This is a genomic window from Bradyrhizobium sp. 44 (assembly GCF_023073095.1).
Classification (GTDB): Bacteria; Pseudomonadota; Alphaproteobacteria; order Rhizobiales; family Xanthobacteraceae; genus Bradyrhizobium.
The window spans coordinates 58,251-73,102 of record NZ_JADPIY010000020.1 but is presented as its reverse complement, the minus strand read 5'-3'; the positions used below and the strand labels follow the sequence as shown (position 1 = coordinate 73,102).

The 14,852-nt window shown below is 64.2% G+C and carries 13 protein-coding genes; 3 read left to right on the top strand and 10 right to left on the bottom strand.

Annotation, left to right across the window (positions count from 1 at the left end; all coding sequences use genetic code 11):
* Window positions 1-150 precede the first annotated feature (150 nt).
* Complete coding sequence (locus tag IVB41_RS22515) at window positions 151-969, top strand: chromate resistance protein ChrB domain-containing protein (RefSeq protein WP_027567276.1); 819 nt, start codon at window positions 151-153, stop codon at window positions 967-969.
* Window positions 969-2,354: a chromate efflux transporter gene (chrA, locus tag IVB41_RS22510; RefSeq protein WP_247361563.1), complete on the top strand. Its 1,386-nt coding sequence runs from the start codon at window positions 969-971 to the stop codon at window positions 2,352-2,354. Before IVB41_RS22515 ends, chrA begins: the two co-directional genes overlap by 1 nt.
* A 194-nt stretch (window positions 2,355-2,548) precedes the next feature.
* Here the strand turns inward: chrA and IVB41_RS22505 are convergent, their stop codons facing one another.
* Entirely contained in the window at window positions 2,549-2,737 is a 189-nt protein-coding gene (locus tag IVB41_RS22505; RefSeq protein WP_081747822.1) for a hypothetical protein, read from the bottom strand.
* Window positions 2,738-3,554: 817 nt separating this feature from the next.
* Between IVB41_RS22505 and IVB41_RS22500 the strand changes: the two genes are divergently transcribed.
* Window positions 3,555-4,769 (top strand): YeeE/YedE family protein, encoded by a 1,215-nt coding sequence (locus tag IVB41_RS22500; protein WP_247435069.1) that lies wholly within the window; start codon window positions 3,555-3,557, stop codon window positions 4,767-4,769.
* Between the two features lie 35 nt (window positions 4,770-4,804).
* Here IVB41_RS22500 and IVB41_RS22495 read toward each other — a convergent pair whose 3' ends face one another.
* The 9 genes from IVB41_RS22495 to lepB all read right to left on the bottom strand — a co-directional run bounded on the left by IVB41_RS22495 (window position 4,805) and on the right by lepB (window position 14,643).
* A complete protein-coding gene (locus IVB41_RS22495) occupies window positions 4,805-6,349 on the bottom strand; it encodes a GMC family oxidoreductase (protein ID WP_247435066.1) in 1,545 nt (514 codons plus the stop codon).
* Window positions 6,350-6,353: 4 nt separating this feature from the next.
* Window positions 6,354-7,904, bottom strand: a complete 1,551-nt coding sequence (locus tag IVB41_RS22490) for an ABC transporter substrate-binding protein (protein ID WP_247435063.1) — start codon at window positions 7,902-7,904, stop codon at window positions 6,354-6,356.
* Between the two features lie 256 nt (window positions 7,905-8,160).
* On the bottom strand, window positions 8,161-10,419 hold the full coding sequence (parC, locus tag IVB41_RS22485) for a DNA topoisomerase IV subunit A (RefSeq protein ID WP_247289325.1): 2,259 nt from the start codon (window positions 10,417-10,419) through the stop codon (window positions 8,161-8,163).
* A 61-nt stretch (window positions 10,420-10,480) separates the two neighbouring features.
* Complete coding sequence (locus IVB41_RS22480; RefSeq protein ID WP_247435060.1) at window positions 10,481-10,765, bottom strand: hypothetical protein; 285 nt, start codon at window positions 10,763-10,765, stop codon at window positions 10,481-10,483.
* Between the two features lie 100 nt (window positions 10,766-10,865).
* Complete coding sequence (gene recO, locus IVB41_RS22475; RefSeq protein ID WP_247289321.1) at window positions 10,866-11,618, bottom strand: DNA repair protein RecO; 753 nt, start codon at window positions 11,616-11,618, stop codon at window positions 10,866-10,868.
* Between the two features lie 78 nt (window positions 11,619-11,696).
* On the bottom strand, window positions 11,697-12,077 hold the full coding sequence (locus tag IVB41_RS22470; RefSeq protein ID WP_027567284.1) for a hypothetical protein: 381 nt from the start codon (window positions 12,075-12,077) through the stop codon (window positions 11,697-11,699).
* Between the two features lie 22 nt (window positions 12,078-12,099).
* Window positions 12,100-13,026: a GTPase Era gene (gene era, locus IVB41_RS22465; protein WP_007611165.1), complete on the bottom strand. Its 927-nt coding sequence runs from the start codon at window positions 13,024-13,026 to the stop codon at window positions 12,100-12,102.
* Window positions 13,016-13,882 (bottom strand): ribonuclease III, encoded by an 867-nt coding sequence (gene rnc, locus IVB41_RS22460; RefSeq protein ID WP_247289319.1) that lies wholly within the window; start codon window positions 13,880-13,882, stop codon window positions 13,016-13,018. Before rnc ends, era begins: the two co-directional genes overlap by 11 nt.
* The gene (lepB, locus tag IVB41_RS22455; RefSeq protein WP_007603395.1) at window positions 13,879-14,643 is read right to left on the bottom strand and encodes a signal peptidase I; all 765 of its coding nucleotides are present in this window, start codon (window positions 14,641-14,643) and stop codon (window positions 13,879-13,881) included. The genes rnc and lepB overlap by 4 nt, the downstream gene beginning before the upstream one ends.
* Between the last annotated feature and the right edge of the window lie 209 nt (window positions 14,644-14,852).

The window sequence follows — 14,852 nt, the reverse complement described above, 5'->3', positions numbered from 1 at the left end:
CTGCGAGTCTTCTGGGCAAAATCCCCGGAATGAGCCGATTGACAGGTAGGTGCCGTTTCGGTGTAATGAAGGTCATGGGGATTTGAGCGATCTCCCCACGAGGCGACATGCCCAAGTATCGCGTCCCGTTGTTTTTCACGAGGGCGCATCATGTCTTCCTACACGACGATATCATCTGACAAACTGGCACGGTTGATCGGCACGGCAAACGCCCCTGCCCTGATCGACGTGCGCACCGACGAGGATTTTGCCGCCGACCGGCGGCTGATCCCAGGTTCGATCAAGCTCAGCCACGACAATGTTCCGGAATGGGGTGCCGAATTCGCCGGCCGCACCGCCATCGTCTCCTGCCTGCGCGGCGCAAAGCTGGCGCAGGGCACGGCGGCCTGGCTCAGGCAGCTTGGGGTCCAGGCCGAGACGCTGGAAGGCGGATTCGAGGGCTGGAAGGACGCAAAGCTGCCGCTGCTCGATACCCGCAAGCTGCCGCCGCGCGACGCCAAGGGACGCACCGTCTGGGTGACGCGGGCGCGGCCCAAGGTCGACCGCATTGCCTGCCCCTGGCTGATCCGCCGCTTCGTCGATCCCAATGCGGTGTTCCTGTTCGTGGCGCCTTCGGAAGTGGTGGCGGTCGGGCAACGCTTCAACGCAGCCCCCTTCGACATCGAGAACGTGTTCTGGAGCCACCGTGGTGAGCTCTGCACCTTCGACGTGATGATCGAGGAGTTCGGGATTGCCGCGCCAGCGCTGCTCCGGCTCGCAACGCTGGTGCGCGGCGCCGACACCGGGCGGCCCGACCTCGCGCCGGAGGCGCCCGGCCTGCTCGCAGCTTCGCTCGGGCTGTCGCGGATGTATGATGACGACCTCGAACAGCTCGAGGCCGGCATGCTGCTCTACGACGCCTTCTATCGCTGGTGCCGTGACGCCACGTCCGAGACCCACAACTGGCCGACCAACAAGGCGAAGGCTTGATGGATACCCGTACGATCGAAGCAGGAGCTGATGCCGGTCACGGCGTCAGCTTCAGCGAAGCCTTTCGCGTCTGGCTCCGCGTCGCCTGCCTGAGTTTTGGCGGGCCCGCGGGCCAGATCGCGGTCATGCACCGCATCCTGGTCGAGGAGAAGAACTGGATCTCGGAAGCCCGTTTCCTCCACGCGCTCAATTACTGCATGCTGCTGCCGGGCCCGGAGGCGCAGCAGCTCGCGACTTATGTCGGCTGGCTGATGCATCGCACCGCCGGCGGGCTGATGGCGGGCGGGCTGTTCATTCTGCCCGGCATCATTGCCATCATGGGCCTGAGTTACGTCTACGCCGCCTACGGCAATGTCAGCTTCGTCGAGGCTCTGTTCTTCGGCTTGAAGGCCGCCGTGCTCGCCATCGTCGTCGAGGCCGTGGTGCGCGTCGGCAAGCGCGCATTGAAGAACCGCATCATGATCGCGCTTGCCGCGATCGCCTTCGTCGCGATTTTCTTCTTCGCGATCCCCTTCCCGGTCATCATCATCGCCGCCGGAATCATCGGATATATCGGCGCCAAACAGGGCCGTCCGGAATTCGCGCCGGCCGGTCACGGCCCTGCCGGCAGCAGCGCCGTGATCGACAGCATGCTCGGCGACGCCGTGCCCGAGCATGTCCGCCCCAACACCGTCCGCACGATTCGCGTGGGCGTGTTGTGGCTTGCGCTGTGGCTGGTGCCGGTGATCGCGCTGTTGCTCGCTGTTGGACAAGACAATGTCTTCAGTCACATCGCGCTGTTCTTCTCGAAAATGGCGATGGTCACCTTCGGCGGCGCCTATGCGGTGCTGGCCTATGTCGCCCAGCAGGCGGTCGAGCACTATCACTGGCTCAAGCCGCACGAGATGCTCGACGGTCTCGGTATGGCCGAGACCACGCCCGGCCCTTTGATCATGGTGCTCCAGTTCGTGGGCTTCATGGCCGCCTACCGCGACGCCAGCGGGCTGTCGCCGATGCTCGCGGCCACGCTCGGCGGGCTGCTCGCGACCTGGGTCACCTTCACGCCCTGCTTCCTCTGGATTTTCGTCGGTGCCCCCTACGTCGAACGGCTGCGCGGCAACAAGGGTCTCGGCGGTGCGCTCAGTGCGATCACGGCTGCCGTCGTCGGCGTGATCCTCAACCTCTCGATCTGGTTCGCGCTGCACACGCTGTTCCGCGACACCGTGCCGGTGCACGCGTTTCCGCTGAACTTCGACATGCCGGTCCTGACGAGCGTCGATATCCCCGCGCTCATGCTGTCGATCGCGGCAGCAACCGCGATCTTCCGGTTCAAGCTCGGCATGCTCACGGTGCTCGCGGGCAGTTGCGCGGCGGGCGTGGCGCTAAGGTTGGCGGGGGTGATTTAGAACATGGACTAATTGGTTCGTCACGTCCGGTTTGCCAATGGAAGGCGTCACTAAGCCGTCAGGGTTGCATGGCGAACCTCAGACATCCTCGCCCGAGCCAGTGGGCCAGTTGGTCATCTCAGCTAGCTATGGGGTCCCGGTTCGCCCGCTTGAGGTCATCCACGGAAACGCAGCGCCGGATCTGCCGCATACATTCACCCTTTTTGCTTCTCTTTTGCGCTTCTTCCATCGGAGCTTTCAGAACGTTCTTCGAAGCGATCAGCGCCCTTAGCTAAATCGTGTCCCGTCTTGCTCTCGTTTTTCGCTTCTTCCTTAGCAGTCGCCTCGCGCAAGCCTTCAGCGGCCCGTTCCCCAGCTTTTGATGATTTTCGTTTGTCATCCATGTGAAGCACCTTCCCTGATAAACAACACGCTTCTCCAGGAATACTCCGTGTCTATCCCAGCTAAGCCGTAACAAACTTCAATCAGATCGCTTCGAGATTGTTCCAGTTCGGTTGAAGCTAGTGCGTCAACTGGCGTAAGCCGACGTCAGACGAGCCGCGCGATCCATGCCGAGTGGATCAGGAGCTTCTTTTCGCTTTCGGTCATAACTTTGTCCTATCAGGTGCCGGGTCGCCGAAGTTGCGCTGAAAAGCCTACGCCACACCGCCTCTCAAGCCCTCGCAAAACATTCTGCTTTACCGAAATTCGGATTCGACGTACCAACGACACACCCCGGCCCGAGACAAGGGGCGGATCGCGATCGTCACGACCGCGGGCTGGGCAGCGATGGACGCGACGGCGTCGGGCATGACAGGCATTGCCCGTGTGCATTTCTATCGCCCACGGATCTGCGGGTGCCAGCCGGCGCCCGGCCTTCGCTGCGCCCTTGTCTCTACGAGGACCATGCGACGAATCAAAACTCGGGCCGAACGCGCCGCGAGATCGCGAACTCTCGTCCGTTGTTTGAACCGTGCATCGGCGCGACGACTAATCCTGCCCACTCTCGATGTCCTCGCCCGGCTTGACCGGGCGACCCAGTACTCCGAGACGATCGTGACTGAGAAGAGAAGCCGCGGCTTACTGGATGCCCCGGTCGAGCCGGGGCATGACAGCCGTTTCCTAGCGCTATCGCATCAGTTCCAAGGTGGAAAGATTGGAACGGGGAGAATTCGCCCCGGTTAGCTCTCACTGCCGAACACTCCGCTTTTTGGATGAGCCATGACCGATCTATCCATTGATGCGCGACTGCTTGCCCCTGACAATGACCGGCACGGCGCCAATCTCACGGTCGTCGCTGTCGCGGCGGCAATTCTTCTGGCGGGCGCAGCGGCCTTGTCGGGCACGATCTCCTGGCAGCAGGGATTGTTGTTTCTTCTCGGAGGTGCACTTGGCCTGACGCTTTACCATGCGCTGTTCGGGTTCACCTCGGCCTGGCGCGTCTTCATTGTCGCGCGACGAGGCGCCGGCCTCCGTGCGCAAATGGTCATGCTGGCGCTGGCAACCGCCCTCTTCTTTCCGGCCTTGGCGCAAGGCACGCTGTTCGGCGTTGCCGTGCATGGCGAGCTCGGCGCGGTGGGCGTGGGCATGCTGACCGGGGCGTTTCTGTTCGGCCTTGGAATGCAGCTTGGCGGCGGCTGCGCGTCGGGAACGCTTTATACCGCCGGCGGCGGCAACACCCGCATGCTGGTGACACTGGCGGCCTTCATCGCCGGATCGACGCTCGGTGCATTGCACCTGCCGTGGTGGAGCGCGCTGCCGAACATCGGCGCGGTCTCGTTGATCGAACGGCTCGGCTGGCTGCCGGCGCTCGTGCTCTGCTGGGCCGTCATGGCTGCGATCTACCTCATCACCGTCAGGGCCGAGATCGGCCGGCACGGCCAACTTGAGCCGGGAGCGCGCACGAAGCTGCGCGGCGCGCGCCGCTTCATGCAGGGGCCGTGGCCGCTCCTGTGGGGCGCGGTCCTGCTCGCGATCGGAAATTTCGCCACGCTGTATCTCGCGGGACGTCCCTGGGGCATCACCTCCGCTTTCGCGCTCTGGGGATCGAAGATCCTGATGAGCCTCGGCGTCGACGTCGCGTCTTGGCCCTATTGGCAGGGTGCTCGCGCCGCCTCGCTGCACCAAAGCATCTTCGCCGACATCACCTCCGTCATGGATTTCGGCATCATCCTGGGAGCCTTGCTGGCCGCAGGCCTCGCCGGCAAATTCCATCCGACATGGCGCATCTCCGCATCCTCGCTGGTCGCGGCCATCATCGGCGGCCTGCTTCTCGGCTATGGCGCCCGGCTCGCCTATGGCTGCAATATCGGCGCTTATTTCAGCGGGATCGCATCGGGCAGCCTGCATGGCTGGTGCTGGCTGGTCGCGGCTTTCGTTGGCAACATTCTGGGAACACAGCTCCGACCGCTGTTCGGCCTGGCCGTCGAGCGGTAGGTCTTCGTCCGCACGCCGGCGCTCGATGCTGCCCTCTAACGCATCATCAACCGCGCGATCGCCTCGCCGATCACCACCGTCGTAAAGTGGGTGTTGGCACGGCAATCCGACGGCATGATCGAGGCGTCGGCGACGCGCAGGCCCGCGATACCCTTCACTATGCCGTCAGGGTTGACCACACCGTCGGCGTCGTTGACACCAGTCATCCGGCAACTGCCGGCGGCGTGCTGGATATCGCCGGTCTCACGGCGCAGCAGCGCGTCGAGCTCGTGATCGGGCAAGGCCGCAGCCTGCGGCAGCGTCAGATCCGTATCGGCGAGCCGGATCCAGTCCGTGATGCCCGATAGCGCCGGCTGGGCGGTGATCACGGCCAGCCGCCTCACCGCATCCATCATGCGTAGCATGTCGCGGGGATCGGCCAGCATGTTCTCCTCGACAACAGGATCGATCGCGGGGTCGGTCGAGGCCAGCTTGAGCGTGCCACGCGAATACGCGTTGAACAGCCCGGCGCCGATCGCGCCCGGCACGCCGATGCCGCGGTGGTTGAAGGCGATCAGGATCATGTCGCGCTTGCCGCCGTCGGCGAGGCCTGACGAATAGGTCACGCAGCAATTGGTGTGGCGGGTGTCGGGATCTGTGGGCCGCAGATTTTCCTGGAGCTGGATCGTGGCGCGAAACAGCGGGTGGTCGAAGAAGTGCTCGCCGACCGGCAGGTCGCGCTCGACCGCGATCCCCATCGCCTTCAGCTCATCCGCAGGTCCAATGCCCGAGCGCAGCAGGATTGCCGGACTGTGGATGGCGCCGGCACACAGCACGATCTGGCGCGCGCTGATCTCGCTGGTGCCCTGCCCCTCGATGTGAACGCGAAGGCCGGTCGCCCGTCCATTACTGATCAGCACGCGGTCGACCAGCGCATGCCCGCGAATTTCCAGATTGGCGCGGCCCCGCGCGGGCTCCAGATAACCCTCGTTGGTGGTGATGCGGCGGCTGTTGCGGCTGTTGATGGGATAGCAGGCGACCCCCTCGCCGTCCGGGCCGTTGACGTCGGCGCACCAGGGATAGCCGCTCGCCAGCGCCGCATCGCGCAAGCCGCGATCGATCGGTCCCCATTTGTCCGGCGGCGCGCGATAGACCGGCAGCGGTCCGCCGCGTCCGTGGCAGGCCTCGTCGCCGAATTCCAGATCGTCCTCGATCACAGAGAACAGCGGCATCACGTCCTTGGCCGACCAGCCGGTGCAGCCATTGGCGGCCCATTCGTCGAACGCGTCCGCAACGCCCCGGATCGCGATCTGACCGTTCATCATCGAGGAGCCGCCGAGCCCCTTGCCGCGCCAGTAGAAGCGCGGCTCCTGGCCGGCCACACGGCGCGTCAGAAGATCCGGCCATTGCCATTTCTCCTGGTACTCGCGCTTGTGGATGATCGGGATGGGATTTGGCGTCATCACTTCCCAAGGCGCCTCGTCGGCGCGCCAATCGAGGCCCGCCTCGAGCAGCAGGACGCGCCGCGCGGGATCTTCCGAGAGCCGTGCCGCAACAGCGGCGCCGGCTGAGCCGCCGCCGACAACAATGACATCGTACATCGCGCTACTTCTCGACGTTCCAGAAAACCGGGATGGCGGACGGTATCAGACCGCGCAAGGTGGCGCGAGAGGCGGCGGGCTGGGCGAACTGGCCCCACGGTATCGCGGGTGCCTGATCGTACATGACGGTCTGGATCTCGCCTGCGATCTTCTTGCGATCCTCCTCGGCGGGCGCCTTGGCAAAGGCCTCCATCAGCGGTGTGATGCGCGCATCGCATTGCCAGCCGGTGAAATCGGCGCAGTTGAAGGCGACCATGACGTTGGTCAAGGGCGAGCCGAGGTCAAAACCGCCGGCGTGGACGCCATAGACGCTCCAGCCCTCCTTCTTGGCGCGACGCGCCAGCACGCTCGCCCAGTCCATCACCTGGAGGTCGACGTTGAAGCCGGCCTGCTTCAGCCGCTCGGCCAGCACCTGCGCCGAGACGCGCGGGGCTTCGAGGTCATTGGCCTCCATGACGACGACCGGCTCGCCGGCATATTTCGTCGCCTTCAGTGCGGCCTTCACCGCTTCGATCGACGGCTTGGCGGCGGCTTCGGTCCCAGCCTTGCTGTCATAGGTGGTGCCGCAAGTGAAGTATGTCGCGCAAGGAGCGGCGTATTTGGCGTCCAGGCCGAGTGCGTCCAGTACCTCGCGCTGATCGACCAGCTTCCACAGCACGCGCCTGATGGCGGGATCGTCGAACGGCTTTGATGCGGCGTTGAGGCGATAGGCGCCCGCGAACATGTTGCCGCCGGTGAAATTGACGAGTTTGACCCGTGAGTTCTTTTCCATGGTCGGCAGCAGATCGAACGGCGCGTATTGCATGAAATCGACCTCGCCGGCCTGCAGCGCGGAGGCTGCGGTCGCGCCATCCGGGATGACACGGACCTCGAGCGTGTCGATGTTGACGCGCTTGCCGCCGGCGAGGAAATCGGCGGGCTCGGGACGCGGCACATAGTCGGCGAACTTCTTCAGGATCATGCGATCGCCGGTGCGGTGATCGGCCTTGCTGTAGACGAACGGGCCGGAGCCGACGATCTCGGTGATGCGCTGGTCGCCGGGCGTTTTGGCAATGCGCTCGGGCATCATGAAAGCGACCGGACTGACGGGATTGCCGAGCGCGTCGATGACGAGACCAGACGGCTCCTTCAGCGTCAGCACGAAGGTTTTTACGTCGGTCGGTTCGAGCGAGGCCGTGATCGCGAAGATGCGGCGGCCGAGCGCACTGCGGGTGCCCCAGCGGCGCAGCGAGGCGACGCAATCGGCGGCCGTGACCGGCTGGCCGTCATGCCATCTCAGGCCCTCGCGCAGCGTGAAACTGTAGATCAGGCCATCGGCCGAGACCTTCCAGTCCTGCACCATCTGCGGCTTGATCTCGCCTTTGGAATCCTTCGCAAACAGCGTGTCGAACACCATGTAGCCGAACGTGCGCGTAATATAGGCTGTGGAGAAATGCGGATCGAGCGTGACGATCTCGGCCTCGAGCACCGCGACGAGGTTGCCTGCGGCATGCGCGGGCGGCGCGGTCAGCGCCAAGGCGAACAGCGCCGGAATGAAAGCCTTCAGTTTGGACATGGAATGGATTTGCCTTTTAACGGAGACGTTAAAGTCGCCAGACAAAAAGCAATGTTCATGCCCGGAGGGCCGAAGCACTCATGCGCTCACGGCTATCTGCCGCGCGTTTGCGCGCCACACCCTCGCTGTCGTCGCCCGGCTTGACCGGGCGATCCAGTATTCCAGAGAAAGCTATGATTGAGCCGAGAGGTCGCGGCGTACTGGATGCCCCGCCTACGCGGGGCATGACACCGTCGATATGGCGACGGCCCGCGGACTACCCGATCACCCTGCCGAACTTGTTCGACTTCGGGAATCCCTTCGGCGGGAGACGACCGGCGTCGGCGCGGGAGCCTTTCCACTCGGCGAGCTCCTTCATGGTCGCGGAGAATTCGCGGCCCGCGGAGTCTTTCCAGGTCAGGCCAGCCTTGGCGTCGAACACGGCAATGTCGGAGAGGCCGCCGTCCTTGTACTTCTGCAGACGCACACCGCGGCCGCGGGCCATCTCCGGCACCTGGTCGAGCGGGAAGATCAGCATCTTGCGGTTCTCGCCGATGACCGCGACGGTGTCGCCGAGCACCTCGGTGACCGTGCGCGCCTCGTTCGGCATATCGACGTTGAGGACCTGCTTGCCCTTCTTGGTGGTGCCGACGCAATCGTCCTCGTTGACGACGAAGCCCTGGCCCTCGTGGCTCGCGACCAGGAATTTGCGTCCGCCCTTGTTGACGAACAGCGTGACCGGCGCGGCCTCCGGCTCGAGATCGATGAATTGGCGGATCGGCTCGCCATGACCGCGGCCGCCCGGAAGTTTTGCGACATCGAGCGAGTAGAATTTTCCGTTGGTGGCGAACAGCAGCAGCTTCGAGGTCGTTTCCGCGAAGAACGCGAACCCGAGCTTGTCGTCCTGCTTGAAAGCCAGCCCCGAGAGATCCTCGACATGGCCCTTGAGGGTGCGGATCCAGCCCTTGTCGGAGACGACAACCGTCACCGGCTCGCGCTCGACCAGGGCTTCCTCGATCGCGGCCAGATCGTGCTCGGGCGCGTCCGCAAAGGTGGTGCGGCGCTTGCCGAGCGGGGTCTTGGGTCCGAACATGTCGCGGACCTTGCCGACCTGCTCGGCGACCTTCTTCCACTGCTCGGGTTCTGACGCCAGCAGCCCCTCGATGCCCTTCAGCTCCTTGCGAAGATCCTTGTCCTCGCTGCGGATCTCCATCTCCTCGAGCTTGCGCAGGCTTCGCAGCCGCATGTTGAGGATGGCTTCGGCCTGCACCTCGGTGAGCTTGAACGCCTTGATCAGCGCCGGCTTCGGCTCGTCCTCATTACGGATGATCCTGATCACCTCGTCGATGTTCAGATAGGCAATCAGCAAGCCGCCGAGAATCTCCAGCCGGCGCTCGATCTCGGCCTTGCGATGGTTGGTGCGACGGATCAGCACGTCACGCAGATGGTCGAGCCATTCGCGCAAGCATTCCGCGAGCCCCACGACTTTGGGGACGCGGCCCTTGATCAGCACGTTGAGGTTCAGCGGAATCTTGTTTTCGAGCTCGGTCAGCCGGAACAGCGATTCCATCATCAGCGCGGGATCGACGTTCTTCGACTTCGGCTCGATCACGATGCGAACGTCTTCGGCCGATTCGTCCCTGATATCGCCGACCAGCGGCAGCTTCTTCTGGTCCAGCAGCTCGGCGATCTTCTCGATCAGCCGCGACTTCTGCACCAGAAAGGGAATCTCGGTGACGACGACGACCCAGGTGCCGCGCGCGCCCTCTTCCTGCTCCCATCGGGAGCGGACGCGAAACGAACCGCGGCCGGTGGTGTAGGCTTCAGCGATCGCCTGCTTGGAATCGACGCAGATGCCGCCGGTGGGGAAATCCGGACCCTTGACCCATTTCAGCAGCGCCCTGGATTTCGCGTCGGGCTTCTCGATCAGATGCAGCGCGGCGTCGCAGAGCTCGGCGGCGTTGTGCGGCGGGATCGAGGTCGCCATGCCGACCGCGATACCCTGCGCACCGTTGGCGAGCAGGTTCGGGAAGCCGCCGGGCAGCACGATCGGCTCTTTCGACTGGCCATCGTAATTGGGGCGGAATTCGACCCCGTCCTCGTCGATGCCGTCGAGCAGAAGCCGCGCGACGTCGGTCATGCGCGCTTCGGTGTAGCGATAGGCGGCCGGATTATCGCCGTCGATATTGCCGAAATTGCCCTGGCCGTCGACCAGCGGGTAGCGCGAGGAGAAATCCTGCGCCAGACGCACCATGGCGTCGTAGATCGCCTGGTCGCCATGCGGATGGAACGAGCCCATCACGTCGCCGACGATTTTGGCGGACTTCTTGAAAGCCGTGCCCGGATCAAGCCGTAGCAGGCGCATGCCATAGAGGATGCGCCGGTGTACCGGCTTCAGGCCGTCGCGGGCATCCGGCAGCGCGCGGTGCATGATGGTGGAGAGCGCGTACGCGAGATAGCGCTCTTCCAGCGCCTCACGCAGCGGCACCTCGTGAATTTCGGCCGGTTCCTCCGGCGGAATCAATCGTTTTCCCATGCCGCCCGGTTAAACCGTGGAAGCGAATCGGGCAAGGATCGATTGGTTCCCTGTGGGCGGCCTACTGGCCGGCCCAGCCTGCGGTGAAGGTCTGGGTGGGTTGGGTGTTTTTGGCCTGCGTGGTGGCCGGGGCATTGGGCAGGCACCGCCGCGCCGTCTCGATCTCGGCCTCCGTCGCGCCCTTGGACCTCGCCCATGCCTCTGCGGCCGCAGCGGAATATTTGGCCACATAGAATCTGACGACGGTACAGGAGGCACGGCGAAACACGTCCGGCTGCTCACCCGCGTGGGCGTCCGGCGCCAGCGCGATCAGCGCTGCCGATATCACAAGTCCCTTGATCAGCATGAGGCTATCCCCGGTTGGAACCCAAAACGGCAAGTCCGGGGAACCCCGTTTTGTTCCAGCAAGGGTTGTCCCACCAGGGCAATGCAGAGCCGCGCCAGGTTCATGGCGCGGGAATCGCGCCCTTTGCCTGCTGTCGCGCCAGCGCGTTGATGAAGCCTGCCCGCGCGTCGGAATGGCCCTGCCCGCGCGGCTCCAGCACGTGCCGCAACAGGAAAAGGCCGGTCAGTCGAAAGCCATCCTGGAGATCCTCGTCGGTGAGGTCGCCCTGCACCTCGCCTTGGCGCAGGAACGGCGGCAGTCGCAACAGGCGGTCGCGCCACGGTTCGCCCGCCCCGCGTGACACTGCGCCGCCGGATTTGGGCGAGACATAGATCAGGTCGTTGGTTTCTCCGGTCACCGCGCAGTTTTCCAGCGCCAGCCCGAAGCCGAGCTCGGTGAGCATCGCCAGCTCGAAATGGATCACGTGGACGGCGGCGCTGCCGATGTCGTCGAAATCGTCCAGCGCATGTTCGAGCAGCGCCAGGAGGTTTTCGTGCGGATCGCGTTCCGGCAGCAACCGCGCGATCGAGGCGAGATGGGTGATGCCGTAGACGCCGTGGGATGATCCCAGCAGCGTCGCCGCCCGCAGCTTGAGGCCCTCGATGGCATAGGTGCCGAGATGCTCGTCGAGCCGCGCCCGCCATACCACGCTGAGGCTGTTGCCGGGCTGCAGCAAGGGCCGCATCCGCGAGCCGGCGCCGCCGCGGACGAGACCGAGATGGCGGCCGTGCGCACGGGTCAGCAGCTCGACGATGGCGCTGCTCTCGCCATGCCGCCGCACCCCCAGCACGATGCCTTCGTCGGTCCATTCCATGGGTGAAGTCTAGCGGATTCCGGTCTTCAATCGTAGGGCGGATTGGCGGGATTGCGCGCCGCCAATCCACCTGACGCCTTACGCGTTGAACCAGCCCTGCGCGTCGCCGCGGAACGAGAAATACAATCCCATTGCCGTCAGCACGCAGGAGACGATCTCGATGGCGCTGTCGAGTTCCATGCCTTTCTCGCCGATGATCTGGCCGAGCGAGATCACCGACAGTACGAGCGCCGCCGCCAGCACCCAGCGCGGCCAGTTCTTGCGCCCGTGCGCGGCCAGCCTGACGAAATACACCAGCAGCAGGATCATGCCGCCGGCAAGCAGCGTCGACGTCGTGATCATCTGCTCGGTCATCTCGGCATTGGGCGTGCGGTCCTGCACCGCCACCGACAAGGCATCCAGCATCAACGATGCATAGAGCAACGCTTCGAAGCGCCGTACGTTGCTGGGTACGCTCATCGCTGACCGATCTTTTTCTTGGTTATTCTTTGGGAAATTCCAGGCCCATCTCGCGGTAGCGATCGGGATCGTCGCTCCAGTTCTCGCGCACCTTGACGAACAGGAACAGGTGCACCGGCACGCCCAGGATCTCGCCGATCTCCTTGCGCGAGTCCGCGCCGATCGACTTGATGGTGGCGCCGCCCGCGCCGAGCACGATCTTGCGCTGGCTTTCGCGCTCGACGAAAATCGTCTGCTCAATGCGCACCGATTTGTCCTTGCGCTCCTCCCACTTGTCGGTCTCGACCGTGGACTGGTAGGGCAATTCCTGGTGCAGCTTGCGAAAGATCTTCTCGCGCGTGATCTCGGCCGCAAGCTGCCGCATCGGCGCGTCCGACATCTGGTCTTCGGGATAGAGGAACGGCCCCGGCGGCACGATCTCGGCCAGTGTATGCCTGAGGTCGTCGACGCCGTCGCCGGAGATCGCCGCGATCATGAAGGTCTTTGCGAAGGCCATGCGCTCGTTGGCGGCCTGCGCCAGCGCCAGCAGCTTCTCGCGCTGGACCAGGTCGACCTTGTTGATGACCAAAATCTTCTCGTGCTTGACGCTGGCGACCTTGGTGAGGATCGCCTCGGCTTCCTCGTCGATGCCGGCCTTGGCATCCAGCAGCACGCAGACGAGGTCGGCGTCATGCGCGCCGCTCCAGGCGGTCGAGACCATGGCGCGGTCGAGCCGGCGCTTGGGCAGGAAGATGCCCGGCGTATCGACCAGGATGATCTGCGCGTTGTTCTCGATCACGATGCCGCGGATCAGCGCGCGCGTGGTCTGCACCTTGCGCGAGACGATCGTGACCTTGGCCCCGACCAGCGCATTGACCAGCGTGGATTTGCCGACGTTCGGCGCGCCGATCAGCGCGACGAAGCCGCAGCGCGTGGCAGTGGGCGCCTCGCCGCTTGCTTCAACCGTCATTGCCGCCGCCAACGCCTTCACGTTCGATCATCACTGAAGCTGCTACCTTCTCTGCCGCGCGCTTGCTGCCGCCGATGCCTTCCGCCGGAGCTAGTCCCGGAAGATCGACCGCGACGCGGAATTGCGGATCATGATGCGGGCCGGTGCGCTCGACCTCGCGATAAACGGGCGTCGGCAATCCCTTGCCCTGCGCCCATTCCTGAAGAACTGTCTTGGGATCGCGCAACGGACGCCGCGGCTTGTGCATGCGCTCGGTCCAGTTGCGCTTGACGAAGTCGGCCGCCGCCGCGTAGCCGCCGTCGAGGAAGACGGCGCCGATCACGGCCTCGCAGATGTCGCCGAGCACGCTCTTGCGCAGGCGCGCGTCGGCGCTGGGGCCGACCGAGCCGAGCTTGATGTCGTCGAGCAGACCGAGCGACTTGGCGACATCGGCGCAGCTCTCCTTGCGCACCAGTTCGGCAAGTCGCTTGGACATCTCGCCTTCATCGGCGTTCGGGAAGGCATGATAGAGCATATCGGAGACGACGAGCCCGAGCACGTGGTCGCCGAGGAATTCCAGCCGCTGATAGCTGTCGCCGCGCTTGCGCCCGGACTTCAGCGCGGAGACATGCGTGATGCCTTGCATCAAGAGATTCGGATCGGCAAAGCTGTAGCCGATGCGTGCCTCGAGCCCCGCATTCGCATCCGAGCTCCTGGCCTTGCTGCTCCGCACCCGCTTCTTCTTTGCAGGCGCCTTGATCTCGAGCGCCTTGCTCTCAAGAGTCTTGCTCTCAAGAGTCTTGGTCGCAGCTTCGCCGTCGGGGCCCGCTTGCGCCTCGGTCGGTAGGGTCGCGATGTCCTTGGCTTCGTCTTTCATCGGACGATTTTGAAGAAGCGATTCCAGCGCACCGCCCACGGCCAGCGCCAGAACATCCAGGCATGCTCGCCCTCGGCGATCGAGAAGAAGATCATCTGGGCGCGCCCGATCAAATTCTCCTGTGGGACGTAGCCGACCTGGCCGAGGAAGCGGCTGTCGGTGGAATTGTCGCGGTTGTCGCCCATCATGAAGAAGTGGCCGGTCGGCACGGTGTAGACATTGGTGTTGTCGACGTAGCCGTTGTCGGCGCAGTCCAGCGTCTCGTAGGACACCCCATTCGGCAGCGTTTCCTTCCAGCGCTTCACCCGGGAGACGCCGCTGCCTTCAGCGCCGCAGGGGTCCTCGCCGACAAATTCGCTCATGCGCTGCCGCTCGACCGGCGTGTCGTTGATGTAGAGCAGCCCGTCCCGCATCTGGATGCGGTCGCCGGGCAGGCCGATCACGCGCTTGATGTAGTCGGTGGAATCGTCCTTCGGCAGGCGGAATACGACGATGTCGCCTCGGTTCGGGTCCGAGCCCCAGATCCGCCCCGAGAACAGCGGCGGCGAGAACGGGATCGAATAGTGGCTGTAGCCGTAGGAATATTTCGAGACGAACAGATAGTCGCCGACCAGCAGTGTCGCCTTCATCGAGCCGGATGGGATGTTGAACGGCTGGAACAGGAAGGTGCGGATCACCAGCGCGATCAGGAGAGCGTGGATCACGACCCGGATCGTTTCGCCGACGCCGCTCTCAGTTTTCGTTCCTGAAGTCACGCTCATTGCTCTCTCAATTCGGCCGGCGGTCACAGAGCGCCCTCCTCGCGCGAGCAGCCCATCGCTCGCGGCCAAGGAGATTGTCCTGATTCTGATAATGAGGGCCAATTCCGGCGTAAAGCCGAATTCGCCCAGCCTGATTTGCGTCCGCGGACTTTTAGACGGTTGTCGGAGGCCACGCAATCAAGGATCGCATCAAAACTGCATAAGCATTT